At 72.7% G+C, this 23,329-nt stretch carries 23 protein-coding genes; 12 read left to right on the top strand and 11 right to left on the bottom strand.

Translation table 11 applies throughout. The annotated features are described in order from the left end of the window. Positions 1-23: 23 nt before the first annotated feature. Genes ACIBUY_RS37515 through ACIBUY_RS37505 form a run of 3 tightly spaced genes read left to right on the top strand, consistent with a single transcriptional unit; the run spans position 24 to position 3,993 of the window. Positions 24-2,045 (top strand): putative cobaltochelatase, encoded by a 2,022-nt coding sequence (locus tag ACIBUY_RS37515; RefSeq protein WP_399155032.1) that lies wholly within the window; start codon positions 24-26, stop codon positions 2,043-2,045. Further along, a complete protein-coding gene (gene cobO, locus ACIBUY_RS37510; protein WP_365570806.1) occupies positions 2,045-2,653 on the top strand; it encodes a cob(I)yrinic acid a,c-diamide adenosyltransferase in 609 nt (202 codons plus the stop codon). The genes ACIBUY_RS37515 and cobO overlap by 1 nt, the downstream gene beginning before the upstream one ends. Further along, positions 2,653-3,993, top strand: coding sequence for a cobyrinate a,c-diamide synthase (locus tag ACIBUY_RS37505; protein ID WP_399155031.1), 1,341 nt, complete (start codon positions 2,653-2,655; stop codon positions 3,991-3,993). The genes cobO and ACIBUY_RS37505 overlap by 1 nt, the downstream gene beginning before the upstream one ends. Positions 3,994-4,010: 17 nt before the next feature. Here the strand turns inward: ACIBUY_RS37505 and ACIBUY_RS37500 are convergent, their stop codons facing one another. Then, positions 4,011-4,742 (bottom strand): ZIP family metal transporter, encoded by a 732-nt coding sequence (locus tag ACIBUY_RS37500; RefSeq protein ID WP_365570812.1) that lies wholly within the window; start codon positions 4,740-4,742, stop codon positions 4,011-4,013. Between the two features lie 6 nt (positions 4,743-4,748). Here ACIBUY_RS37500 and ACIBUY_RS37495 point away from each other — a divergent pair, with 6 nt between their 5' ends. Next, positions 4,749-5,183: a cobalamin biosynthesis protein gene (locus ACIBUY_RS37495; RefSeq protein WP_365570815.1), complete on the top strand. Its 435-nt coding sequence runs from the start codon at positions 4,749-4,751 to the stop codon at positions 5,181-5,183. A 6-nt stretch (positions 5,184-5,189) separates the two neighbouring features. Beyond that, the gene (gene cobC, locus ACIBUY_RS37490) at positions 5,190-6,719 is read left to right on the top strand and encodes an Rv2231c family pyridoxal phosphate-dependent protein CobC (RefSeq protein ID WP_399155030.1); all 1,530 of its coding nucleotides are present in this window, start codon (positions 5,190-5,192) and stop codon (positions 6,717-6,719) included. On the opposite strand, the gene ACIBUY_RS37485 is transcribed toward cobC, so the two are convergent. The 3 genes from ACIBUY_RS37485 to ACIBUY_RS37475 form a co-directional block, all read right to left on the bottom strand. Next, positions 6,716-7,108 carry a group 1 truncated hemoglobin gene (locus tag ACIBUY_RS37485; protein ID WP_365570818.1) on the bottom strand — a complete coding sequence of 131 codons (393 nt, stop codon included), beginning with the start codon at positions 7,106-7,108 and terminating at the stop codon, positions 6,716-6,718. The genes cobC and ACIBUY_RS37485 overlap by 4 nt on opposite strands. Positions 7,109-7,222: 114 nt before the next feature. Then, the gene (locus ACIBUY_RS37480) at positions 7,223-8,194 is read right to left on the bottom strand and encodes an SCO1860 family LAETG-anchored protein (RefSeq protein WP_399155029.1); all 972 of its coding nucleotides are present in this window, start codon (positions 8,192-8,194) and stop codon (positions 7,223-7,225) included. 480 nt (positions 8,195-8,674) lie between these two features. Next, positions 8,675-9,778 carry an amidohydrolase family protein gene (locus tag ACIBUY_RS37475; protein WP_399155028.1) on the bottom strand — a complete coding sequence of 368 codons (1,104 nt, stop codon included), beginning with the start codon at positions 9,776-9,778 and terminating at the stop codon, positions 8,675-8,677. A 79-nt stretch (positions 9,779-9,857) separates the two neighbouring features. Here ACIBUY_RS37475 and ACIBUY_RS37470 point away from each other — a divergent pair, with 79 nt between their 5' ends. The 5 genes from ACIBUY_RS37470 (at position 9,858) to thpD (ending at position 14,546) form a co-directional block, all read left to right on the top strand. Beyond that, a complete protein-coding gene (locus ACIBUY_RS37470) occupies positions 9,858-10,958 on the top strand; it encodes an aminotransferase class V-fold PLP-dependent enzyme (RefSeq protein WP_365570827.1) in 1,101 nt (366 codons plus the stop codon). A 380-nt stretch (positions 10,959-11,338) separates the two neighbouring features. Continuing rightward, positions 11,339-11,842, top strand: coding sequence for a diaminobutyrate acetyltransferase (gene ectA / locus ACIBUY_RS37465; protein WP_365570830.1), 504 nt, complete (start codon positions 11,339-11,341; stop codon positions 11,840-11,842). Positions 11,843-11,915: 73 nt separating this feature from the next. Beyond that, positions 11,916-13,187 (top strand): diaminobutyrate--2-oxoglutarate transaminase, encoded by a 1,272-nt coding sequence (ectB, locus tag ACIBUY_RS37460; protein ID WP_365570832.1) that lies wholly within the window; start codon positions 11,916-11,918, stop codon positions 13,185-13,187. A 46-nt stretch (positions 13,188-13,233) separates the two neighbouring features. After that, positions 13,234-13,650: an ectoine synthase gene (locus ACIBUY_RS37455; protein WP_365570835.1), complete on the top strand. Its 417-nt coding sequence runs from the start codon at positions 13,234-13,236 to the stop codon at positions 13,648-13,650. Between the two features lie 5 nt (positions 13,651-13,655). Further along, complete coding sequence (thpD, locus tag ACIBUY_RS37450) at positions 13,656-14,546, top strand: ectoine hydroxylase (protein ID WP_365570838.1); 891 nt, start codon at positions 13,656-13,658, stop codon at positions 14,544-14,546. A gap of 75 nt (positions 14,547-14,621) precedes the next feature. On the opposite strand, the gene ACIBUY_RS37445 is transcribed toward thpD, so the two are convergent. Then, complete coding sequence (locus ACIBUY_RS37445; RefSeq protein ID WP_399155027.1) at positions 14,622-15,695, bottom strand: alkene reductase; 1,074 nt, start codon at positions 15,693-15,695, stop codon at positions 14,622-14,624. Positions 15,696-15,853: 158 nt separating this feature from the next. On the opposite strand from ACIBUY_RS37445, the gene ACIBUY_RS37440 reads away from it, so the two are divergent. Further along, entirely contained in the window at positions 15,854-16,363 is a 510-nt protein-coding gene (locus ACIBUY_RS37440; RefSeq protein WP_399155026.1) for a MarR family winged helix-turn-helix transcriptional regulator, read from the top strand. Between the two features lie 22 nt (positions 16,364-16,385). On the opposite strand, the gene ACIBUY_RS37435 is transcribed toward ACIBUY_RS37440, so the two are convergent. The 6 genes from ACIBUY_RS37435 to ACIBUY_RS37410 form a co-directional block, all read right to left on the bottom strand. Then, positions 16,386-17,558: a maleylpyruvate isomerase N-terminal domain-containing protein gene (locus ACIBUY_RS37435; RefSeq protein ID WP_399155025.1), complete on the bottom strand. Its 1,173-nt coding sequence runs from the start codon at positions 17,556-17,558 to the stop codon at positions 16,386-16,388. Beyond that, positions 17,555-18,169, bottom strand: a complete 615-nt coding sequence (locus tag ACIBUY_RS37430) for a sigma-70 family RNA polymerase sigma factor (RefSeq protein WP_365570848.1) — start codon at positions 18,167-18,169, stop codon at positions 17,555-17,557. Before ACIBUY_RS37430 ends, ACIBUY_RS37435 begins: the two co-directional genes overlap by 4 nt. A 44-nt stretch (positions 18,170-18,213) precedes the next feature. Beyond that, a complete protein-coding gene (locus tag ACIBUY_RS37425; protein ID WP_365570851.1) occupies positions 18,214-19,305 on the bottom strand; it encodes an aminotransferase class V-fold PLP-dependent enzyme in 1,092 nt (363 codons plus the stop codon). Positions 19,306-19,387: 82 nt separating this feature from the next. Further along, on the bottom strand, positions 19,388-20,098 hold the full coding sequence (locus ACIBUY_RS37420; protein WP_365570854.1) for a DsbA family oxidoreductase: 711 nt from the start codon (positions 20,096-20,098) through the stop codon (positions 19,388-19,390). A 109-nt stretch (positions 20,099-20,207) separates the two neighbouring features. Beyond that, positions 20,208-20,816 carry a DUF1349 domain-containing protein gene (locus ACIBUY_RS37415; RefSeq protein ID WP_365570857.1) on the bottom strand — a complete coding sequence of 203 codons (609 nt, stop codon included), beginning with the start codon at positions 20,814-20,816 and terminating at the stop codon, positions 20,208-20,210. Positions 20,817-20,821: 5 nt separating this feature from the next. Further along, positions 20,822-22,363 (bottom strand): aldehyde dehydrogenase (NADP(+)), encoded by a 1,542-nt coding sequence (locus tag ACIBUY_RS37410; protein WP_365570859.1) that lies wholly within the window; start codon positions 22,361-22,363, stop codon positions 20,822-20,824. Positions 22,364-22,500: 137 nt separating this feature from the next. Here ACIBUY_RS37410 and ACIBUY_RS37405 point away from each other — a divergent pair, with 137 nt between their 5' ends. Continuing rightward, on the top strand, positions 22,501-23,283 hold the full coding sequence (locus tag ACIBUY_RS37405) for an IclR family transcriptional regulator (protein WP_365570862.1): 783 nt from the start codon (positions 22,501-22,503) through the stop codon (positions 23,281-23,283). Positions 23,284-23,329 lie beyond the last annotated feature (46 nt).

The raw sequence follows: 23,329 nt of genomic DNA, 5'->3' as shown, positions 1-23,329 counted from the left end.
AACTCAACGGAGGATGACGCCTGATGGCCACCCCCTATCCGTTCACGGCCGTCGTCGGTCAGGACGATCTGCGGCTCGCCCTTCTGCTCAACGCCGTGTCGCCCGCCGTCGGCGGTGTGCTCGTGCGCGGCGAGAAGGGGACCGCCAAGTCCACTGCCGTGCGGGCTCTTTCGGCGTTGTTGCCGGACGTGGACGTGGTCGCCGGGTGTCGGTTCTCGTGCGCTCCGGGAGCGCCCGATCCGCAGTGCCCGGACGGGCCGCACGAGGTCGGCCCCGGGGTTCAACGGGCCGCCCGCATGGTCGAGTTGCCGGTCGGCGCGTCCGAGGACCGGCTCGTCGGGGCCCTGGACATCGAGCGGGCGCTCGCCGAGGGCGTGAAGGCCTTCGAGCCGGGGCTGCTCGCCGACGCGCACCGCGGGATCCTGTACGTCGACGAGGTCAACCTGCTCCACGACCACCTCGTGGACCTGCTGCTCGACGCCGCCGCCATGGGCGCCTCGTACGTGGAGCGCGAAGGCGTCTCCGTACGGCACGCCGCGCGCTTCCTCCTCGTCGGGACGATGAACCCCGAAGAGGGCGAACTGCGGCCGCAGTTGCTCGACCGGTTCGGGCTCACCGTCGAGGTCGCCGCGTCCCGGGAGCCGGAGCAGCGCGTGCAGGTCGTCAAGCGGCGGCTCGCGTACGACGACGATCCCGAGGGGTTCACGGCGCAGTGGGCCGACGAGGAGCGCGACGTGCGCGAGCGGATCGTCGCCGCGCGGGCCCTGCTGCCCCACGTGCGGCTCGGCGACGGGCCGTTGACGCAGATCGCCGCGACCTGTGCCGCGTTCGAGGTGGACGGGATGCGCGCGGACATCGTGATGGCCCGCACCGCGACGGCGCTCGCCGCGTGGGCGGGGCGCACCGAGGTGCTCGCGGAGGACGTACGGCAGGCGGCGCTCCTCGCGCTTCCGCACCGGCGGCGCCGAAATCCCTTCGACGCGCCGGGACTTGACGAGGACAGGCTCGACGAGACGCTGGACGAGTTCGGGCCCGACGAGGACCCGGATCCGGATCCGGACGGCGACGGTCCCGACGGTGGTGGCCCCGACGGCGGCGGGCTGCCGCCCCAGGACGGGCCCGCCCCGCAGGACGGCGCGCCGGAGGAGTCCCCCGACGCCGCTCCCCCCGAGGTGCCCGCGTCCGGTGGCGGCCGGGAGCAGCAGGCCGTGTCGGCCGGCGAGCCCTTCCGTACGAAGATGCTGAGCGTCCCGGGTCTGGGCGAGGGCGCGGCGGGCCGGCGGTCCCGGGCGCGGACCGAGCACGGGCGGACCACGGGGGCGCGACGGCCCCGGGGCGCCCTGACGAAGCTGCACCTGGCGGCGACGGTGCAGGCCGCTGCGCCGCACCAGCGGGCGCGTGGCCGCAGTGGCCGCGGGCTCGTCGTACGCCGGGACGACCTGCGGCAGGCGACGCGGGAGGGGCGCGAGGGCAACCTCGTCCTCTTCGTGGTCGACGCCTCGGGGTCGATGGCGGCCCGGCAGCGCATGGGCGCCGTGAAGGGCGCCGTGCTTTCGCTGCTGCTCGACGCCTACCAGCGGCGCGACAAGGTCGGCCTGGTCACCTTCCGGGGCACGGGAGCCGAGGTGGCGCTGCCACCGACGTCGAGCGTGGACGCGGCCGCGGCCCGGCTCGAGTCGCTGCCGACCGGCGGGCGCACGCCGCTGGCCGCCGGGCTGCTCAAGGCGCACGAGGTGCTGCGCGTGGAGCGGCTGCGGGATCCGGCCCGTCGCCCGCTGATGGTCGTCGTGACGGACGGCCGGGCGACGGGCGGGCCCGAGCCCGTCGAGCTGGCGGGGCGCGCGGCCGGGCTGCACGCCGCCGAGGGCACCGCCGCCGTGGTCGTCGACTGCGAGAGCGGCATGGTGCGCCTCGGGCTCGCGGGCCGGCTGGCGGGCCAACTGGGCGGCAGTGCCGTCACGTTGGACGAACTGCGGGCCGATGCGATCGCCGGGCTCGTCAAGGACGTACAGGGAATGCAGCACACCAGCAGGAGGGCCGCTTAATGCCGCAGGGACAGCCGAGTGTCGTACCGGACGACGGACTGACGACGCGTCAGCGCCGCAACCGACCGCTGGTGTTCGTGCACACGGGCGTCGGCAAGGGCAAGTCGACGGCCGCGTTCGGGCTCGCGCTGCGCGCCTGGAACCAGGGCTGGCCGATCGGGGTGTTCCAGTTCGTCAAGTCGGCGAAGTGGAAGGTCGGCGAGGAGAACGCGCTCAAGGTGCTCGGCGCCTCCGGCGAGGGCGGCAGCGTCGCCTGGCACAAGATGGGCGAGGGCTGGTCCTGGGTCCAGCGCGGCATCCACGGCGACAACTCCGACAATGAGGAGAAGGCGCGCGAGGGCTGGGAGCAGGTCAAGCGGGACCTGGCCGCCGAGACGTACAAGCTGTACGTGCTCGACGAGTTCGCGTACCCGCTGCACTGGGGCTGGATCGACGTCGAGGAGGTCGTGCAGGTGCTGCGTGACCGGCCCGGCACCCAGCACGTTGTCATCACCGGGCGCAACGCCCCGGAGAAACTCGTCGAGTTCGCGGATCTGGTGACCGACATGTCGAAGGTGAAGCACCCGATGGACACGGGCCAGAAGGGCCAGCGGGGTATCGAGTGGTAGTGACCGTTCCCCGCCTGGTGGTCGCCGCGCCCGCGTCCGGCTCGGGCAAGACCACCGTGGCGACCGGCCTGATGGCCGCGTTCGCCGAGCGCGGCCTCGCCGTGTCGCCGCACAAGGTCGGCCCGGACTACATCGACCCGGGCTACCACGCGCTGGCGACCGGCCGCCCGGGGCGGAACCTGGACGCGTACATGTGCGGTCCTGAGCTGGTGGCGCCGCTGTTCGCACACGGCTCGGCCGGCTGCGAACTCGCCGTCGTGGAAGGCGTGATGGGCCTGTTCGACGGCGTGTCGGGCGAGGGCGAGCTGGCGTCGACAGCGCACGTCGCCAAGCTGCTCAAGGCGCCCGTCGTCCTCGTCGTCGACGCCTCGTCGCAGTCGCGTTCGGTGGCCGCGCTGGTCCACGGCTTCGCGTCGTTCGACCCCCAGGTGCGGCTCGCGGGCGTCATCCTCAACAAGGTCGGCTCCGAGCGGCACGAGCAGTTGCTGCGCGAGGCCCTGGAGGAGGTCGGCGTCCCGGTGTACGGGGCCCTGCGCCGGGCACCTCAAGTGGCCACGCCGTCACGGCACTTGGGCCTGGTGCCGGTGGCCGAGCGGAGCGCCGGGGCCGTCGATTCCGTGCGGGCGGCGGCGGAGATGGTGCGCGAGGGGTGCGACCTGGAGGGGCTGCTGGCGCTGGCCCGCACGGCGCCGCCGCTCGATACGGAGAGGTGGAGCGCCCCCTCGCACGCTCCTGCGGGCGACCGGCCCGTCGTGGCCGTCGCCGGGGGCGCCGCCTTCACCTTCTCCTACGCCGAGCACGCGGAACTGCTCACCGCGGCGGGCGCGGACGTGGCCACCTTCGACCCCCTCCACGACGAACAACTGCCGGAGGGCACCGCCGGCATCGTGATCGGCGGCGGCTTCCCCGAGGTGTACGCCGCCGAGCTGTCGGCCAACGTCAGGCTCCGCAAGCACGTGGCCGCGCTGGCGCACGGCGGCGCCCCCGTCGCCGCCGAATGCGCGGGCCTGCTCTATCTGTCCCGCTCCCTCGACGGCCAGGAGATGTGCGGGGTGCTCGACGCCGACGCGCGGATGTCGGGCCGTCTCACCCTCGGCTACCGGGAGGCGGTGGCCGTCAGCGACAGCGTGCTCGCCCCGGCCGGGGCACGGATGCGCGGTCACGAGTTCCACCGGACCGTGATGGAGCCGGGCGCGGGGCCCGCTCCGGCGTGGGGCATGCGGCTGCCGCAGCCGCGCGTCGAGGGCTTCGTGCAGCAAGGCGTGCACGCCAGTTATCTGCACACGCACTGGGCGGCCCGGCCGGACGTCGCCGCGCGCCTGGTCGACCGGTGCCGGTGACCGTGCCGGTGATCCGCTCAGCCCGCGATGCCCACCACGAGCCAGATGAACGCCGCGCCCGCCACCGTGCACAGCAGGGTCGAGCGGGCGGGGTGTTCGTGGTGGGCCTCGGGCAGGATCTCGGCGGCGGCCAGGTAGAGGAGCACGCCGCCGAAGAAGCCGAGATAGCCGCCGAGCAGTTGCTCCGGAATGGTGAACAGGAGCGTCGAGGCGGCGCCCACCACCGGGGCCGCGGCGTCGGCGAACAGCATCATCATCGCCTTGCGGCGGGCGTTCCCGTACAGGCGCGTGATCGTGTACGTGTTGAAGCCGTCGGCGAAGTCGTGGGCGATGACCGCGAGGGCCACGGCGAGCCCCATGCCGCCGCCGACCTGGAACGCGGCGCCGATCGCGATGCCGTCCATCATGCTGTGCCCGACCATGGCCCCGGCCGCGGTGAGTCCGACCTCGGGGGCGCGGCCGTATCCGTGCTCGTCGGCGCCGTGGGCGGCCTGGCGCTGGGCGAGGAGGTGTTCCAGGACGTGCGCGGCGAGGAACCCGGCGACGAAGAGCAGCAGCGCGGCCGGCACCCCGAACACCTCGCCGCCGGCCGCGTCCAGCGCCTCCGGCAGCAGGTCGAGGCCGACCACGCCGAGCATCAGGCCTCCGGCGAGCCCGAGCACCAGATGGCGCCGGTCGGTGACCCGCCTCGCGGTCCAGCCGCCGACCAGGGTCATCACAAAAGCGCCGAGCGCCACGAACACCGCCATGCGCCTTTGCTAACCCATGGGACGTCCTCGCCGCACATCCGGGGTGCTCACCCCGGCCGTGTCGTCGTCGGCATCGGGGCCCGGGCGGGGGTGGGCGCCGACGAGGTGCTCGGGCTCGTGCGGGCCGTCCTGGGCGAGGCGGGGGCAGGCCCTGACGCCCTCGTGGCGCTCGCGACCGTCGACGCGAAGGGGCACGAGCCCGGGCTCGTGCGGGCCGCGGGAGTGCTGGGGGTGCCGCTGTTGACGTACGACGCCGGGTGCCTGGCCGCCGTACCGGTGCCGCATCCGTCCGAGCGGGCCCGCGACGCGGTGGGTACGCCGTCGGTCGCGGAGGCCGCCGCGCTCGCGGCCGGGGGTGAACTGCTGGTGGCCAAGCGGACCTCGGCGGGGGCGGACGGCAGGGCCGGACGGGTGACCTGCGCCGTGGCACGGTCCGGGTAGGGTCCGATGCCTCCCCGGCCGACGCCGGGAGGCGCCCCCCCGCCTCTTCGCCCCGTACGCCCTTCGCAAGGAGCTCCTCCCGTGCACACGCCATCTCCGGCCCTGCTCGCCGCCCTCGACCGGCGGCTCGACGACGTCCTGGGCGGCGGCGCCCGCACGCCCCTCGACCGGGCCGGGGTGACGGTGCTGCTCGTGGGGCGCGGCTCGGCGGACCCGGCGGTCAACGCCGAACTCGTCGCCGCGGCACGGCTGTTGTGGGAGGGCAGCGGGTACGCCGCGGTCGAGGCGGCCTTCGTGTCGGGGGCGGCGCCCGACGTGCCGTCGGGGCTCGACCGGTGTGCGGCGCTGGGCGCACGGCGGGTGGTCGTGCTGCCGTACGAGGCGCTGGACTGCGACCGGTGCTCGGCGCAGGCCGAGGGCTGGGGCGCCGCGCACCCGGAGGTGGAGGTGCGGTCGGCTCTGCCGCCCGTGGTGGCGTCCGCGTCCGCCGGGCCCGATCTGCGGCACCACGGGGACGCCGAAGTCCGGGACGACGGCGAGAAGTTGACGGACCTCGCGGTGAACGTGCGCACGGGTACGCCGCCGGAGTGGCTCCGCGAGCAGATCGCCGGGTCGCTCGACGGGCTCGCCGCGTATCCGGACGGGCGGGCGGCGCGGGCCGCGGTGGCGGCGCATCACGGGCTGCCGGTGGAGCGGGTGCTGCTGACGGCCGGGGCGGCGGAGGCGTTCGTGCTGCTCGCGCGGGCGCTGCGGGTGCGGCGGCCGGTGGTCGTGCATCCGCAGTTCACGGAGCCGGAGGCGGCGCTCGAGGACGCCGGGCACGCGGTGGGCCGGGTGCTGTTGCGGGAGGAGGACGGGTTCCGGCTCGATCCCGCGCTGGTGCCGGGCGATGCGGATCTGGTGGTCGTGGGGAACCCGACGAACCCGACGTCCGTGCTGCATCCTGCCGACGTCGTGGCGCAACTCGCCGGGCCCGGGCGGGTGTTGGTGGTCGACGAGGCGTTCATGGACGCGGTGCCGGGTGAGCGGGAGTCGCTCGCGGGCCGGACGGACGTGCCCGGCCTCGTGGTGCTGCGGAGTCTGACGAAGACGTGGGGGCTCGCCGGGCTGCGCGTCGGGTACGTCCTGGCTTCGCCGGAGATCGTGGCCGCGCTCGAACGGGTGCGGCCGCTGTGGCCGGTGTCGTCGCCCGCGCTGGTCGCGGCGCAGGCGTGCGTGTCGGCGCGTGGGGTCGCCGAGGCGGCGGCCGCGGCGGCCTCCTTCGCCGACGACCGGGCTCATCTGGTGGGGCTGCTGCGGGAGTTGGCGGGGTTCGGGGTCCGTGTCGCCGAGCCTGCGGAGGGGCCCTTCGTGCTGGTGAAGGTGCCGGGGGCGGATGGTGTGCGGGAGCGGTTGCGCGGGGTGGGGTTCGCCGTGCGGCGGGGGGACACGTTCCCCGGGCTCGGGCGGGACTGGATCCGGGTCGCGGTGCGGGGGCGGGCGGTCAGTACGGGGTTCGTGAAGGCGTTGCGGGAGGTTCTTGGAGCGGGCCTCTAATCGGCCGTCACGATCTGGGGTTTCAGCGGGGTCAGTCTGGCCGCGATCGCCGCGATCATGTCGTCGGCGACTCCAGCCTCTGCCAAGGAGGACGCCAGGTGTGTCACTACGCGATGGAAGTCGCCCTCCGTCAGGGCGAGTTGAGCGTGAGCCTCGTCCAGCGGGCGGCCCTTGTAGGCCTCGGGGCCGTTCAAGGCCGCTGCTATGAAGGCCCGTTGGTGGGCCTTGAGGGCGCGCAGGTCCGTGTCGCCGAAGTGGGGGGCCAGGAGGTCGTCCGCCAGGACCTTGTCGTAGAAGAGGTCGACCACGGCCGACACCGCGGGGGCGCCGCCCACGGACTCGTACAGGGACGGGTTCGCGTGGCCGATGTCGTTACTGGTGTTGTCCATGGCACCGGAAGGTATCGGCGGAGTGGGGCATTCAGAAGCGGGCGAGGGGTGCCGCCCCCACGGCAGCACCCCTCCCCCGCCCAGCCCTCCGCTCAGCCCCCGCTCAGCGACCGGTTACGACCGTGCGCGACCCCGGCGGGCCATCGCCACGGCCCCGCCGCCCGCGACCAGGAGCACGATCGCACCGCCCGCGACGTACGGCGTCGTCGAGTTGCCGCCCGTCTCCGCCAAGTCGCTCTTCGTGGCGGCCTGTTCGGCGGCGACCGGCGCGGCCTCCTTGCCGCCCTGGGGCTTGATGTCGTCGGCGGAGTCACCGGCCGGCTTGGACGCGGCCGGGGACGGCTTGGCCGGCTTCGGGGCCTCGCAGGTGGCGCCGGCCAGGGTCACCTCGCCGTTGACCTCGGCGACGTTCAGCTTCAACGGGTTGACGGAGACCTTGAGTTGAAGTGCGGAGGCGGCCGCCGTGGTGGACGTCGTCGAGGTGGTGGACAGGCCGAGGGAGACCTCGCCGACGCCCGGCACCTTGATCTCGGTCGTGCCGCCGACGCTCAGCGTCACCTTCTTGCCGAGGACCGTGACGGAGCCCAGCAGGTTCGACTCGGCGACGGGTTTCTTGCCCGCCTCGCACAGCGCCTTCGAGGTGACCTGGTCGACCTCGATCAGGGAGAGCAGCGGCAGGCCGGGGACGTGCACCTTGGCGTGGACGAGCTGGGTGAAGCCCTCCGCCCTGTGGTCGTCGACGGTCGCCCTCGCCTTCGCGACGTCGGCGCGCAGGACGCTGACCGGCCGGCCGGCGTCGACCCCGTCCAGCTTCACGGTGAGCGCGGTCTTCTCGGCGCTGGCGGGCGCCTGCACCTCGTTCAGCGCGACCTTCAGCGGGACGTTCACGGTCTTGTTGAGCAGGGAGACGTCCAGGCCGGTGCGGAGGACGACCGCGCTCGCCCGGCCGCCGTGGTCGCCGGTGGCGGCGGCCGGTCCCGCGGCGGCGAGGGCGACGGGGCCCGCGGCGAGCGCGGTCGCGACGGCCGTCGTGGCGAGCCGGCGGGCGGGCGTGCGCAGGGCGGTGCTGAACGTGGAGCTGGGCATGCTGGTGGGACCCCCAGGTAGAGACGGAGCAGTGGAACGGGACAGGTGGACCAGACGGACCGGAGAGGTGCCGTCGGGGCTGCGCACATGGGGACATGGCGCCGAGCCGCCGACCGCGTCGACCGGTCGTGGATCGACTGGTCGTCAACTGGTCGTCGACGAAGGAATCTTTACGCACTGAGAGTGAACGGGCGGCAACTGGGCGTCAGTTCACCCCAAAGGGGGGTTTCCGTGCACGTCTTCGAATCTGTGGGCTCGGTTGTTCCCTGACGTCACCCTGTTGTCACCCGGACCGCGGATCCGCCGCGTATGCGCCGGTTGACAGCGCCGGTGCGGCCAAATTGTGTGCAACGAGCAGCGGACGCGGCAGGTCACGCTGCGTCAACGCGCCAACTCGCCTGCCCCACAGGGGATTCCGATGACCGCCGTGCCGCGGCCCGGTCGGGCTTCTCGCGCAGTTCCCCGCGGACGGGCGGGCGCCTACCCGACCACCCTCCCCCGCAACACGATCCGCCGCGGTGCGGCCAGCACACCCACGTCCGCCCGCGGGTCCGACCCGTACACCACCAGGTCCGCCGCCGCACCCTCCTCGAGCCCCGGGCGGCCGAGCCACGCGCGGGCGCCCCAGGCCGTGGCCGAGAGCGCCTCGACCGGCGGGACGCCGGCCTTCACGAGCTCCGCGACCTCCCCGGCCACCAGGCCGTGCGCGAGAGAACCCCCCGCGTCCGTGCCGACGTACACCGGGACACCGGCGTCGTACGCGGCGCGCACCGTGTCGTAGCGGCGGTCGTAGAGGCGGCGCATGTGGGCCGACCAGCGGGGGAACTTCTGCTCGCCGCCGGCCGCCAGGTCGGGGAACGTGGCGATGTTGACCAGGGTCGGGACGATGGCGACGCCGCGCTCGGCGAAGAGCGGGATCGTGTCCTCGGTCAGGCCCGTGGCGTGCTCGATGCAGTCGATGCCCGCCTCGACCAGGTCGCGCAGGGAGTCCTCGGCGAAGCAGTGGGCCGTCACCCGCGCCCCGAGCCGGTGGGCCTCGGTGATCGCCGCTTCGACGGCCTCGCGGGGCCAGCAGGCGGAGAGGTCGCCGGTGCCGCGGTCGATCCAGTCGCCGACGAGCTTGACCCAGCCGTCGCCGCGCCGGGCCTCCTGGGCGACGTACGCGACGAGGTCCTCGGGCTCGATCTCGTGCGCGTAGTTGCGGATGTAGCGGCGGGTGCGGGCGATGTGGCGCCCGGCCCTGATGATCTTCGGCAGGTCCTCGCGGTCGTCGATCCAGCGGGTGTCGGACGGTGAGCCCGCGTCCCGCAGGAGCAGCGTGCCCGCCTCGCGGTCGGTCAGCGCCTGCTTCTCCGCCGTCTCCGCGGGGACCGGGCCGTGGGTGTCGAGGCCGACGTGGCAGTGCGCGTCGACGAGGCCGGGGAGCGCCCAGCCGTCGACCGTGGTGACGTCGAGGCCCGCCGTGACCGGGCGGTCGTAGGTGATGCGGCCGTCGATCACCCACAGCTCGTCGCGTACGTCGTCGGGCCCGGCCAGGACCCGCCCCTTCACGTGCAGCACCCCGGGACGGCTCAGCTCAGTCATGGCACGAAGCCTACGAAAGGGGTGGGTACGCTCGACAGCGGCATCCCCGTCCGAACCAGTGAGCGAAGAGAGCACCACCGTGACGCATCCGTTTCTCGATCTGGCCCCCCTGAGCGCCGAGCACTTCGCCTCCATCGAGGACCGCGTGGCCCGTCTGATGGACACGTCGCAGGACGTGGTGATCATGCAGGGCGAGGCGCTGCTGCCGCTGGAGGGCGCGATCCGCGGGACGGCGGGGCCCGGCACCGTCGCACTGAACGTGATCACCGGCCCGTACGGCCAGACCTTCGGGGACTGGCTGCGCGACTGCGGGGCGACCGTGCACGACCTCGCCGTGCCCTTCCACGCGGCCGTCACCGCCGAGCAGGTGCGGCAGGCGTTCGCCGAGCACCCGGACATCGACTTCGTGTCGCTGGTGCACGCGGAGGCCGCGACCGGCAACACGAACCCGGTCGCCGAGATCGGTGAAGTGGTGCGCGAGCACGGCGCGTTGTTCTACCTGGACGCCGTCGCCTCGATCGCGGCCGAGCCGGTGCTGCCGGACGCGTGGGGCGTGGACCTGTGCGTGATCGGTGCGCAGAAGGCGATGGGCGGCCCGGCCGGCGTCTCGGCCGTGTCGGTGAGCGAGCGGGCCTGGGCGCGGATGGCCGCCAACCCGCAGGCGCCGCGCCACTCGTACCTGTCGCTGCTCGACTGGAAGCAGCGCTGGGTCGACGGCGGCCGCAAGGCGCTGCTGCACGCGCCCGCGCAGTTGGAGATGCTCGCGCTCGAGGCGTGTGTGGAGCGGATCGAGAGCGAGGGCCTCGACGCCCTGATGGCACGTCACACGAGCGCCGCGGCCGCGACGCGGGCCGGAACTCTCGCCCTGGGCGCGGGACTTGAGCCGTACGTGCACGAGGCGCGGGACGCGGCCCCGGTCGCCACGACGCTGCGCGCGCCCGCCGGGACCGACGCGCGCGACCTGGTGGCGAAGGCCCTTGCCGTGGACCCGGTGCTGCCGCTGGTCGCGGGTGGCGGCGCGCTGGCGCAGGAGATGATCCGCGTCAACCACTACGGCCCGCAGGCCACGCGCGGCGTCGTGCAGTCGTCGCTCGCGGCGCTCGGCGGGGCGCTCGCGGAGGCCGGGTTCGAGGTGGACCTGGAGGGGGCGCGCAAGGCCGTCGCCGCCGCCTGGGCATAACTGCGAACCCGGTACGCGATCCGGGCACACAATCCATGGCGCCGCCCCTTTTTCGGGCGGCGCCATTTATATTTCCCTCACCTATTTCCAAGTTTTATCAGGGGCAGCTTCCCGTATTGCTTCTGCCCGCTTTCCCGCGACGTAAACACTAAGATTTCAACAACGGCAACCAACGTAATTCGGGCGCGGGTCAAGGGGGTTACGTCGTTGTGACGCACTCCACACCTGCGACCTTTTGCCCCCTTTCTCCTGGACAAATAGGCACAGAGTGTCGAGTCCTCACGCGCGTGCTCGCCCGCGCGCGATAACACGGACCACCCCCGCCACGTAACCCCTCCCCCAGATGCAATTCCAGAAATTGCTCGGTAAATTCAATTCGCATGACCGCCGCACAAGCGCAATTCCAGCTCGACCATCCAGGCGTCGCAGACGGCGCCGCGATCTGGCGTATCGCACGCGACTCGAAGGTGCTCGACCTGAACTCGTCGTACAGCTATCTGCTGTGGTGCCGCGACTTCGCGGCCACCTCCGTGGTGGCCAGGGACGAGGCCGGCGAGGTCGCCGGATTCGTCACCGGCTATCTGCGGCCCGACCGTCCGGGCACGCTCGTCGTGTGGCAGATCGCCGTGGACGAGGCGCACCGCGGGCACGGTCTGGCCCGGGAACTGCTCGACGGACTGACCGCCAAGGTCGCCGCGGGACGGCAGGTCACGACCCTCGAGACGACGATCACGCCGGACAACTCCGCGTCCCAGGCGCTGTTCCTGTCCTACGCCCGCAGGCACGGGGCATCGGTGGAGCGCCACGTCCTGTTCGACGCGGGCCTGTTCCCGGACGACGGGCACCTGCCCGAGGAGCTGTACCGCATCGGGCCGCTGGCCTGAGCCCCCGAGACTTCACCGCCCCCCCCTCCCCCCTCACCCCCCTCAACTCCCCTTCAAAGAGGAGCACTTCGCTGTGACCATCACCCAGCCGGACCTGAGCGTCTTCGAGACCCTTGAGTCGGAGGTGCGCAGCTACTGCCGCGGCTGGCCCACCGTCTTCGACCGGGCCCAGGGCAGCCGCATGTACGACGAGGACGGCCACGAGTACCTGGACTTCTTCGCGGGCGCCGGATCGCTCAACTACGGGCACAACAACCCCGTGTTGAAACGCGCCCTGATCGACTACATCGAGCGGGACGGCGTCACGCACGGCCTCGACATGTCGACCTCCGCGAAGCGCGCCTTCCTGGAGACCTTCCAGAACGTCATCCTGCGCCCGCGCGACCTGCCCTACAAGGTCATGTTCCCGGGCCCGACGGGCACCAACGCCGTCGAGTCCGCGCTGAAGCTGGCCCGCAAGGTCAAGGGCCGCGAGTCGATCGTGTCGTTCACGAACGCCTTCCACGGGATGTCGCTCGGCTCGCTCGCCGTGACCGGCAACGCGTTCAAGCGGGCGGGCGCGGGCATCCCGCTGGTGCACGGCACCCCGATGCCGTTCGACAACTACCTGGACGGGCAGACCCCGGACTTCATCTGGTTCGAGCGGCTCCTGGAGGACTCCGGTTCCGGCCTGAACACCCCGGCGGCCGTGATCGTCGAGACGGTCCAGGGCGAGGGCGGCATCAACGTCGCGCGCGCCGAGTGGCTGCGCAAGCTCGCCGACGTGTGCGAGCGCTGGGACATGCTCCTGATCGTCGACGACATCCAGATGGGCTGCGGCCGCACCGGTGCGTTCTTCTCCTTCGAGGAGGCGGGCATCACACCGGACATCGTGACCGTTTCGAAGTCCATCAGCGGGTACGGGCTTCCCATGTCCCTGTGCCTGTTCAAGCCGGAGCTCGACATCTGGGAGCCGGGCGAGCACAACGGCACGTTCCGCGGCAACAACCCCGCGTTCGTGACCGCCGCCGCGGCCCTGGAGACGTACTGGACCGACGGCCCGGCCATGGAGAAGCAGACGCTCAAGCGCGGCGAGCAGATCGAGGAGACGCTCAGCGCGCTGCGCGCCGAGTACCCCGAGGACACCGTCGAGTACCGCGGCCGCGGCCTGGTGTGGGGCCTCGAGTTCCGCGACAAGGAGCGGGCGAACAAGGTCGCCAAACGCGCCTTCGAGCTCGGTCTGCTCATCGAGACCTCCGGCCCCGAGAGCGAGGTCGTCAAGCTGCTTCCGGCGCTGACGATCACGCCCGAGGAGCTGGAGGAGGGGCTGCGCACGCTCACCCGGGCCGTGCGCGAGACCGCCTGACACACCATCAGCAAACCGTTCAAGGATCGAAAGGCAGCAACTCACCGTGATCGTCCGTTCGTTCAAGGAGATCGAGAACACCGACCGGCACGTAAAGTCGGCGTCCGGCACCTGGGAGAGCAAGCGCATCGTCCTCGCCAAGGAGAGGGTCGGCTTCTCCCTGCACGAGACGGTCCTCTACGCGGGCACGGAGACCGACATGTGGTACGCGAACCACATCGAGGCCGTGCTGTGCGTCGAGGGCGAGGCCGAGCTCGAGAACCGGGAGACCGGCGAGAAGCACTGGATCGAGCCGGGCACGATGTATCTCCTGAACGGCCACGAGCGCCACACGCTGCGCCCCAAGACCGACTTCCGCTGCGTGTGCGTGTTCAACCCTCCCGTGACCGGACGGGAGGACCACGACGAGAACGGCGTCTACCCGCTGCTGACCGAGCCCGACTCCGTGACCGAGGAGGCCTGAGCCAGATGACGAGCACTGCCGCTGACCTGTACCCGACCCGTGGCACCTCCGAGGTGGCGACCCCGCGCGTCGACCCGGTGGTCTGGTCGCCGCCGGGGGCGCGCGGTCCGATCCGCGAGTCGGACCTCGCGGCCTTCGACCGGGACGGCTTCCTCGCGATCGAGGAGTTGATCGGGCCGCACGAAATCGGCACGTACCAGGCCGAGTTGAACCGGCTGATCTCGGATCCGGCGATCAAGGCCGACGAGCGCTCGATCGTCGAGCCGACGTCGCAGGACGTGCGGTCCGTCTTCGAAGTGCACAAGATCAGCGAGGTGTTCGCGAACCTGGTGCGCGACGAACGCGTCGTGGGCCGGGCCCGCCAGATCCTCGGCTCGGACGTGTACGTCCACCAGTCGCGGATCAACGTCAAGCCGGGCTTCGGGGCGAGCGGCTTCTACTGGCACTCGGACTTCGAGACCTGGCACGCCGAGGACGGTCTGCCGAACATGCGGACGGTGTCCGTCTCCATCGCGCTGACGGAGAACTACGACACCAACGGCGGGCTCATGATCATGCCCGGCTCGCACAAGACGTTCCTGGGCTGCGAGGGCGCCACGCCCAAGGACAACTACAAGAAGTCGCTGCAGATGCAGGACGCGGGCACGCCGAGCGACGACGCGCTGACCAAGTTCGCCGACCGGCACGGCATCCGCCTGTTCACGGGCCCGGCGGGCTCGGCGACCTGGTTCGACTGCAACGCCATGCACGGCTCGGGCGACAACATCACGCCGTACCCGCGCAGCAACGTCTTCATCGTGTTCAACAGCGTGGAGAACGAGGCGGTGGAGCCGTTCGCGGCGCCGGTGCGACGCCCTGAGTTCATCGGGGCCAGGGACTTCACTCCGGTGAAGTGACCCTCGTACGTACGCGAGTTGGGGCGGGACCGTGCTGCGGTCCCGCCCCGACTGCGCTTGCTGCGCCTACGTTGCTTACGGGAGCGCCGGGTAGTCCGTGTACCCCTTCTCGGTCCCGCCGAAGAAGGTGGCCGGGTCCGGGGTGTTGTACGGGCCCCCGGTCTTCAGGCGGGCCGGCAGGTCCGGGTTGGCGAGGAAGAGGGCGCCGAAGGCGATCACATCGGCGAGGCCGTCCTCTATGAGGCTCAGGGCCTGGTGGTCGGTGGGCGTCTCGGTGTGCGGGTTGAGGACGAACGTGCCCGTGAACCGCTTGCGCAGATCGGCGGTCGTCTCCCGGATCCAGGCCGCGGGGGTGGCCTCCAGGACGTGGAGGTACGCGAGGCCGAGCGGCTCGACGGCGTCGACGAGAGCGGCGTGGGTCTCGGCCGGGTCGCTCTCGCTCATCGAGTTGTACGGGTTTCCGGGCGAGATGCGCAGTGCGGTGCGCTCGGCGCCGATGGCGTCGGCGACGGCCTTGACGGTCTCCACCGCGAACCGGATGCGGTTCTCGACGCTGCCGCCCCACTCGTCGGTGCGCTGGTTGCTGCCCGTGCCGAGGAACTGGTGGATCAAGTAGCCGTTGGCGCCGTGCAGTTCGACGCCGTCGAAGCCGGCCTCGATCGCGCCGCGGGCGGCCGTGGCGTAGTCCTGGACGGTGGCGCGAATCTCGTCGGCGGTCAGCTCGCGGGGCGCGACGAAGTCCTGGAAGCCGTCGTTCGTGAAGGCCTGCCCCTCGGGCGCCACCGCGGACGGCGCCACGGGGAGACCGCCCTGCGGCTGCAGCGAGGGGTGGCTGATCCGGCCCGCGTGCATGATCTGGGCGAAGATGGTGCCGCCCGCGGCGTGCACCGCGTCGGTGACCTTGCGCCAGGAGGCGATCTGCTCGGCGCTGTGCAGACCCGGCGTCCACGCGTAGCCCTGGCCCGCCTCGGAGGGCTGGATGCCTTCGGTGATGATCAGGCCCGCCGAGGCGCGCTGCGCGTAGTACTCGGCGGTCAGCTCGGTGGCGGTGCCGCCCTCGCCGGCCCGGCTGCGGGTCATCGGGGCCATGGCGATGCGGTTGGCGAGACGGGCGCCGGGCAGGTCGATCGGATCGAACACGGTGGTCATGGCTACTCCATCAACAGTCATCAACAGTCATCGGTCGGCCGCATCAGCTGGTCAGCCGTTATTAATTGGTCGGCCAAGCAATCGGGCTGCGCCCACTGTAACGCATTACTTGGCCGACCAAGGTAATCTTCTGATGAAGCCCGCAACCAGGAGCGTCCATGCCCTCGCCCTCATCGAAGTCATCGGCCCCGCCCTCCGCGGCGGCGGCCTGTTCCGCCCACGAGGCGGGTCTCGGCGGGCCGGTCAGTCTCGCCCTGGCCCGCGTGGCCCGGCTGCACCGCACCGCGGCGGGCCGGCAGCTGCGCCGGCTCGGCCTCTATCCGGGGCAGGAGTTCTTGATGATGCACCTGTGGGACAAGGGACCGGTGCGTCAGTCGGAGCTGATCAAGTCGGTCGAGCTCGACCCGTCGACCGTCACCAAGATGCTGCAGCGCCTGGAACAGGCCGGGCACGTGCGCCGCTCCCCCGATCCGGCCGACCGGCGGGCGGTGCTCGTCGAGGCCACCGACAAGAGCTGCGGCCTCCTGGAAGAGGTGACCGGAGCCTGGGACGCCCTGGAGCAGCAGACACTGGCGGGCCTCACGGCGGGCGACCAGCAGGAGTTCGTACGGCTGCTCGGGCTGGTGGAGGCGAATCTCTGTACGGAGCCGGAGGGGTGCCCCGAGTAGGACCAGGACCGGCCGGGGTCGTTCAGAGCCAGGCCAGCCTGGCGGCCCGGTCCAGGACGGCCCGCACCGCTTCCTCGTCGCCGCTCGCGCCCCGCGGGACGGTTCCGGGGTCGACGCGGCCGCCGATCAGCAGGCAGAAGTCGACCGGGTCCAGGGCGAGTTCGGCACGGACCGGTTCGCCCTCCGCGCCGAGGATCCACTCCGTGCTGCGCCCGGCGTCCACGACGGTGAGCGCGACCGGCGCCGCCTGCGGGCCGAGCGCGAGACCGAGGATGCGCACGGCCAGCCTGACCAGGCGCCACAGGTGTGCGGCGGGCGGCGGGGGCACCGGCAGGCCGAGGGCGCGCCCGATGTCGCCGGCGTGGATCCAGGTCTCGAAGGCGCGGACCAGGAAGTGCTCGGCGACGGGCAGCCGCACCCCGACCAACGTGACGGCCCGCGCGGCGAGTTCGGCGTCCCGGGCCGCCGGGACGGCGAGCAGCGCGGCGGCCTGGGCGCGCCAGAGCCCGAGGGTTTCGCCGGGAGCGCGGGCGCGCTCGTGGGCGATGACCCGCTGGGTCCGGGTGGCCCAGGCCGTGCGCCACCCGGCGTCCTGCGGCCCGGGCACGCCGGGGGACGGTTCGTTGGCCGGCAGCCCCAGACGGACGGCGAGGTGCTCGTCGGCGGCGACGAGGTGCGCGACGGTGTCCTGCACGGACCAGTCGTGCACGACGGGGGTGTGCCAGGCAGCACCCTCGGCACCCTCGGCACCCTCCGCCGTGACCTCGGCGAGCAGGGCGGCGAGGGCGGCGACGGCCGCGGCGTAGGGCTCCGCGTGGGGGGCGACGCGGGGGGCGGGCGGACGGGTGGCCAGGGCGCGGGTGAGCGTGCGGGAGCGCAGAAGGTCCGGTGCGACGGCCGCGGCCTCACCGGCGGACTCACCCGGGGCAGCTCCCGCGGCCACGCCGACGCCGACGCCGTCACGCGTGTCACCGCCGCTCAAGTCACTGCTGCCCGGGTCGCCGCTGCCGGGGTCGCCGCCGTCCAGCAGGCGTACCGTCTCGCGCAGCCGGGCCGCCTCCGCCGCGCACTGCGCACAGTCCGCCAAGTGCCGTGGAACCGCGGCCCGTTCGGGCGGGGGCAGGGCGTTCAGGGCCCAGGCGCCGAGGAGTTCGCCGGTCGACGCGTGCTCGTGGCCGTGGTCGTTCGTCGTCATGACGCGCTTGCCTCCCTGGCCGGGTCGGGCGGGTCCGCCAAGGTTTCGGCCAGGCGGTGCAGGGCCGTGCGCAGCCGGGTCTTCGCCGTGCCCTCGGGGATGCCGAGTTCCGCCGCAGCCTGACGGTACGTCCGGCCCGCGAAGTACGCCAGGTGCACCACCTGCCGTTGCGGCAGCGGGAGTTCGGCGAGGGCCGAGTGGAGCAGGAGGGCGCGTTCGCGGTCCACGACGCGCTCGTCGGGCCCGGGGTCCGGCGCCGGGATCGCGTGCAGGGCCTCGTCGTCCGCGGTGACCGACTTGCGGTGGCGGGCCTCGCTGCGCACCCAGTCGACGGCGCGGCGGTGGGCCAGCATCGTCAGCCAGGTGCGCAGGGTGCCGCGGCGCGCGTCGAAGGCGTAGGGCCGCGCCCACAGCTGGGCGAAGACCTCCTGGGCCACGTCGTCGGCGGCGCCGGCCTGCCGGGTGACGCGCACCGCGACGGACCGGACGAGCCCGCCGTAGCGGTCGTACGCCTCCGCGAGCGCGGACTCGTCGCCGTAGACAAGCCGCTGGTGCAGCGCGGCGTCGGCCGTCGGTCCTGTCTCGTCCGTACGGGCCACCGGCACCACCACCTCGTAGTGCCTTCCTAGCGTCCGGCGGGCCCGGACGCCAGGGTTCAGCCGGACAGGGCGTCGAGCAGGCGGTCCACGTCCTCGGTGGTGTTGTAGAAGTGGAAGGACGCCCTCAAGTTGCCTGCGCGGTTGGAGAGTTCGATGCCCTGGGCTCTCAACTCCGGCTGACGTACGCCCAGTTGTGGGACGGAGACGATCGGGGAGCCGGGGGCCGGGACCGGTTCGTGGCCGATCGCGGCGAGGCCGGTCCTGAAGCGGTCGGCGAGGGCCAGGTCGTGGGCGCGGATCGCGTCGGTCCCCAACTCCTCGACGAGGGCGAGGGACTGGCGGGCGCCGGTGTACGAGATGAGGCTGGGCGTCTCGTCGAAGCGGCGGGCGGAGCGGGCGAGTTCGGTGACCGGTCCGTAGCAGCTGTCCCAGGGCTTCTCCCCCGCCACCCAGCCGCCGAAGACCGGCGTCAGCTCCCGCGGGTCCTCGGGCCCGACGAAGAACGTGGCGCCGCGCGGGCAGGTCAGCCACTTGAACGCGACGGAGGCCACGTAGTCCGCGGCCGCGGCGTGCGCGGCGAGGTCGAACCAGCCCGCCGCCTGCGACGCGTCGACGTACAGGCGCGCACCGTGCTCGCGGGTCACGGCGCGCAGGGCCGCGAGGTCCGCCACCCTGCCGTCCGCGGACTGCGCCGCGCTCACGGCGACCAGGGCCGTGCCGGGGCGCACGGACTCCGTGAGGGCCTCCAGCGGGACCGTGCGCACCTTGAGGTCGCCGCGCACGTGGAAGGGGTTGATCGTGGAGCTGAACTCGCCCTCCGCGGTGAGGACCTCGGCGCCCTCGGGCAGCGACGCGGCGATCAGGCCCGTGTACACGGCGACCGATCCGCCCGTCGCCACCCGGGCCACCGGGACCCCGGCGATCCGGGCGAACGCGGCGCGGGCCTCCTCGGTGTCGGCGAAGAGGCTGTCGATGGAGCGGCCCTCGGCCATGGCGTCGATCGCGGCGCGCATCGCGGCGGTGGCGCGGGCGGGGAGCAGTCCCGAGCCGGCCGTGTTCAGGTACGTGACGGCCGGGGTGTACTGCGCGCGGACCAGGTCGAGGTTCAGGGCGGGGGCGACGGGCGGGTGCTCACCGGTGATCTCCATGGCACCACTGTGCCCCGCCGCCAACTGCCCGTCCATTGCGAATAGTTGAGCAGTACGTCTAAGCGACGCTTATCTGCCCAGGTCAGGCCTGGGGTACGGCGCAGCCGTCGGGGCCGCAGGCGTCGCCGTCCGCGAGGGTCTGCAGGGGCGCGGGGCGGTCGCCCCACGCCTGGGTGAGGGCCTGCGTGAAGACCTCGGCGGGCTGGGCGCCGGAGACGCCGTACTTGCGGTCGAGGACGAAGAACGGGACGCCGGTCGCGCCGAGCTCGGCGGCCTCGCGCTCGTCGGCCCGCACGTCGTCGGCGTACGCGGTCGGGTCGGCGAGGACGGCGCGGACCTCGGCCTCGTCGAGTCCGGCCGCGACGACGAGCCGTACGACGTTCTCCTCGTCGGCGAAGACGGACTCCTTCTCGACGAAGTTGCCCTGGTACAGCGCGTCGATGACGGCGTCCTGCACGCCCTTGTCCTTGGCGAGGTGCAGCAGCCGGTGCAGGTCGAAGCTGTTGCCGTAGTCGCGGCCCTCGGTGAGGTAGGGCAGACCGAGCGCGCCGGCCTGCTGTCCGAGGCCTCGCTCGTTGGCGGCGGCCTGCTCCTCGCTGATGCCGTACTTCTTGGCGATCTTCGGGACGACGAGACCGGTGTCGCCCTTGGCGATGGTCGGGTCCAGCTCGAAGGACCGGTGCACGACCTCGACCTGGTCCTTGTGCGGGAAGGCGTCGAGGGCCTGCTCGAACCGGGACTTGCCGATGTAGCAGAACGGGCAGTTGATGTCGGTCCAGATCTCGACGCGCATGGGGTCTTCTCGCTTCAGGTCGGGCGGTGTCGTACGGGGCAGGGGGTGTCCCTGCCCCGTCTACAACCGGATGGACCCTCCGCTCATTCCCGCGGCCCTGGCCAGGGCCTCAGGACCCGTCCCGCAGCCCCCGCGGCCAGTTCGGCCGGAACTCGACGTGGTCGTACGTCACGACGCACCCCTCCCCGACCGGCGACTGCGCCAGGAAGCCGACCAGCGCGGCCCCGGCCGACTTGTCGTCGCCGAGGGAGAAGATGCGGACGAAGGTCCACTTCTCGCCGTCCGTCGACGCGTGGAACGCGAACGCCGAGCCGGTGCGGCTGATCCGGAGCCAGACCGAGGACCCGGGCACCGCGAACGCGTTCGCGTCGTCGGAGTGGCCGCGCGTGACGACCGTACAGATCGTGGGCTCGTCAGGGGACCGCTCGAAGCAGAGCTTGGCCCACTCCCTGTCCCCGACGTGGAGATAGAGGACGCCCGCGTCGAACGCCGCCGCGAACCCCACCGTGACCCGCGCGATCAGCTGGAAGTCCCCCTCCGGCGCACCCAGCAGACGGGGCGCGTCGGAGGCGGGGTCCAGCGCCTCGCCGGTCGGCGGGACGAAACGGTCCTGCCGGGCACCCGCCCAGCCGGTCAGCGTCCCGTTCTCGTACGACCAGTTCCCGTCGGGGCCGTAGGCACGCAACGGGAAGGGCAGTTCGGGGAGTTGGAGTTCCATGGCCCCTAGTTTTCCAGGCGGCCGTTGAAGCGCCGCGGCAGCCCCAGGGGGTTGTCGTCGCGCAGCTCGGGCGGCAGCAGCGCCTCGGGCGTCGTCTGGTACGAGACCGGGCGCAGCCAGCGCTCGATCGCCGTGCCGCCGACGGACGTGGAGGTGGAGGTGGTCGCCGGGTAGGGGCCGCCGTGGTGCTGGGCCGGAGCGACCGCGACACCGGTCGGCCAGCCGTTGACCAGGACGCGGCCCGCGAGCGGCGTCAGCTCGGCGAGCAGCTCGGCGCCCCGGCCCTCGCCCGCGGCCTCCTCGGCGGAGAGCTGGACGGTGGCCGTGAGGTTGCCGGGCAGGCGGGACAGGACGGCGGTGATCTCGTCCGCCGACTCGTAGCGGGCGACGACCGTGACCGGGCCGAAGCACTCCTCGAGGAGCAGGTCGTGCGCCCCGCCCTCGACGGCCAGGCGCGCGGCCGGGACCGTGAGGAAGCCGGGGCTGACCGTGTGCTCGCCGCCCGCGCCCGGCGTCACCGGGGCCTCCACCTCGGGCAGTCCCGCGCGCTCGGCGACACCGGCGACGAAGTTGTCGCGCATGCGGTGGTCGAGCAGGACGCCGGCCGCGGTGTCGCTGACGGCGGCGGTCAGGGACTTCAGCAGGGTGTCGCCGGCCTCGCCGCGCGGCGCGAAGACCAGTCCCGGCTTGACGCAGAACTGGCCGACGCCGAGGGTCATGGAGCCCGCGAGGCCCGTGCCGATGGCGTCGGCGCGCTCGGCCGCGGCGGCCTCGGTGATGACGACGGGGTTCAGGGAGCCCAGCTCGCCGTGGAACGGGATCGGCGTCGGCCGGGCCGCCGCCGCGTCGAACAGGGCGCGACCGCCGCGGACCGAGCCGGTGAAGCCCGCGGCCGCCACCAGCGGGTGCCTGACCAGCTCGACGCCCGCCTCGAAGCCGTGGACCAGGCCGAGCACGCCGTCCGGGATGCCGTGCTGCGCGGCGGCGCGGCGGATGACGGACGCGACCAGCTCGGACGTCGCCGGGTGGTCCGGGTGCGCCTTGACGACGACCGGGCAGCCCGCGGCGAGCGCGCTGGCGGTGTCGCCGCCGGGCACCGAGAAGGCGAACGGGAAGTTCGAGGCGGAGTACACGGCCACGACACCCAGCGGGATCTTGTAGCGGCGCAGGTCCGGGATGGGCGGGGTCGCCGTGTCGTCGGGGTGGTCGATGACGACGCCGAGGAACTCGCCCTCGTCGACGACCTTCGCGAACGCCCTCAACTGGAAGCACGTACGCGCGAGTTCGCCGGCGAGGCGGACCGGGCCGAGCGCGGTCTCCGCGTCGGCGGCCTCGACCAGGTGGGCCCCCGACGTACCGGCCTCGTCGAGCAGATCGGCCGCGGTGCGCAGGAACGCGGCGCGTACGGTCCGGTCGGCGAGGGCGGAGCGGGCGTCGTGCGCGGCGCGCACGGCCTCGTCCACTTCCTGGGCTGTGGCCTCGACCGCAACCTGCTCCCGCCGCTTCCCGGTTCGGGGGTCGACACTCCAGACTGGTGCTGCTGCCACCGCGGATTCCTCCCGCATTTTCTCGTGGCTCGCCGGGCGCTCCACGAGGGCCGTTCGATATACTGAACGCCGTCTCTGATGATGAACTAGTACGGAGACTGGACAGTAGTTCCCGGCGAACGAAGGGGTCAAGGGCGATGTCGGCAGGCGAGACGGGGGCCGCTGCGGGCGGTGCGCAGGTCAAATCGGCCGTACGGACGGTGGAGTTGCTCGAATACTTCGCGGGCCGTCCCGGCATGCACTCCCTCGCGGCGGTGCAGGAGGCCGTCGGATATCCGAAGTCGAGCCTCTACATGCTGCTGCGCACGCTCGTCGAGCTCGGCTGGGTGGAGACGGACGCGACCGGCACGCGGTACGGGATCGGGGTGCGGGCGCTGCTCGTCGGCACGTCGTACATCGACGGCGACGAGGTGGTGGCCGCCGCCAGGCCCACGCTCGACCGGCTGTCCGACGACACCACGGAGACCATCCACCTGGCGCGGCTCGACGGCACGAACGTCGTCTACCTGGCCACGCGCCAGTCGCAGCACTACCTGCGGCCCTTCACGCGCGTGGGCCGCCGGCTGCCCGCCCACTCCACGTCGCTCGGCAAGGCGCTGCTCGCCACCCACACCGACGAGCAGGTCCGCAAGATGCTGCCCGAGACGCTGCCCGCGCTGACCGAGCACACGATCACCGACCGCGAGAAGCTCATCGAGGAGCTGCACGCGGTGCGCGAGCAGGGCATCGCCGTGGACCGCGAGGAGAACACGCTGGGCCTTCGCTGCTTCGGCGTCGCCATCCCCTACCGGACCCCGGCGCGGGACGCGATCTCCTGCTCGGTGCCGGTGGCCCGGCTCACGCCCGCGCACGAGCAGATGGTGAAGGACGCGCTGTTCGACGCGCGGGACCGGCTGACCCTGGCCACGCGCCGGCTCTGATCCGGGGGTCTCCCCCGCACGGCGGAGACGGATCCGCAGCAGGCAG

The organism is Streptomyces sp. NPDC050085, from assembly GCF_044460595.1.
In the GTDB taxonomy this organism is placed as follows: Bacteria; Actinomycetota; Actinomycetes; order Streptomycetales; family Streptomycetaceae; genus Streptomyces.
This window is presented reverse-complemented; position numbering and strand designations above follow the sequence as displayed.

Bases quoted from the DNA above. Each gene is read 5' to 3' on its own strand.
- ACIBUY_RS37515 (WP_399155032.1), top strand. From the start codon at position 24: ATGGCCACCCCCTATCCGTTCACGGCCGTCGTCGGTCAGGACGATCTG.
- cobO (WP_365570806.1), top strand. From the start codon at position 2,045: ATGCCGCAGGGACAGCCGAGTGTCGTACCGGACGACGGACTGACGACG.
- ACIBUY_RS37500 (WP_365570812.1), bottom strand. From the start codon at position 4,742: ATGGCGGTGTTCGTGGCGCTCGGCGCTTTTGTGATGACCCTGGTCGGC.
- cobC (WP_399155030.1), top strand. From the start codon at position 5,190: ATGCCTCCCCGGCCGACGCCGGGAGGCGCCCCCCCGCCTCTTCGCCCC.
- ACIBUY_RS37485 (WP_365570818.1), bottom strand. From the start codon at position 7,108: ATGGACAACACCAGTAACGACATCGGCCACGCGAACCCGTCCCTGTAC.
- ACIBUY_RS37480 (WP_399155029.1), bottom strand. From the start codon at position 8,194: ATGCCCAGCTCCACGTTCAGCACCGCCCTGCGCACGCCCGCCCGCCGG.
- ACIBUY_RS37475 (WP_399155028.1), bottom strand. From the start codon at position 9,778: ATGACTGAGCTGAGCCGTCCCGGGGTGCTGCACGTGAAGGGGCGGGTC.
- ectA (WP_365570830.1), top strand. From the start codon at position 11,339: ATGACCGCCGCACAAGCGCAATTCCAGCTCGACCATCCAGGCGTCGCA.
- thpD (WP_365570838.1), top strand. From the start codon at position 13,656: ATGACGAGCACTGCCGCTGACCTGTACCCGACCCGTGGCACCTCCGAG.
- ACIBUY_RS37445 (WP_399155027.1), bottom strand. From the start codon at position 15,695: ATGACCACCGTGTTCGATCCGATCGACCTGCCCGGCGCCCGTCTCGCC.
- ACIBUY_RS37440 (WP_399155026.1), top strand. From the start codon at position 15,854: ATGCCCTCGCCCTCATCGAAGTCATCGGCCCCGCCCTCCGCGGCGGCG.
- ACIBUY_RS37435 (WP_399155025.1), bottom strand. From the start codon at position 17,558: ATGACGACGAACGACCACGGCCACGAGCACGCGTCGACCGGCGAACTC.
- ACIBUY_RS37425 (WP_365570851.1), bottom strand. From the start codon at position 19,305: ATGGAGATCACCGGTGAGCACCCGCCCGTCGCCCCCGCCCTGAACCTC.
- ACIBUY_RS37420 (WP_365570854.1), bottom strand. From the start codon at position 20,098: ATGCGCGTCGAGATCTGGACCGACATCAACTGCCCGTTCTGCTACATC.
- ACIBUY_RS37415 (WP_365570857.1), bottom strand. From the start codon at position 20,816: ATGGAACTCCAACTCCCCGAACTGCCCTTCCCGTTGCGTGCCTACGGC.
- ACIBUY_RS37405 (WP_365570862.1), top strand. From the start codon at position 22,501: ATGTCGGCAGGCGAGACGGGGGCCGCTGCGGGCGGTGCGCAGGTCAAA.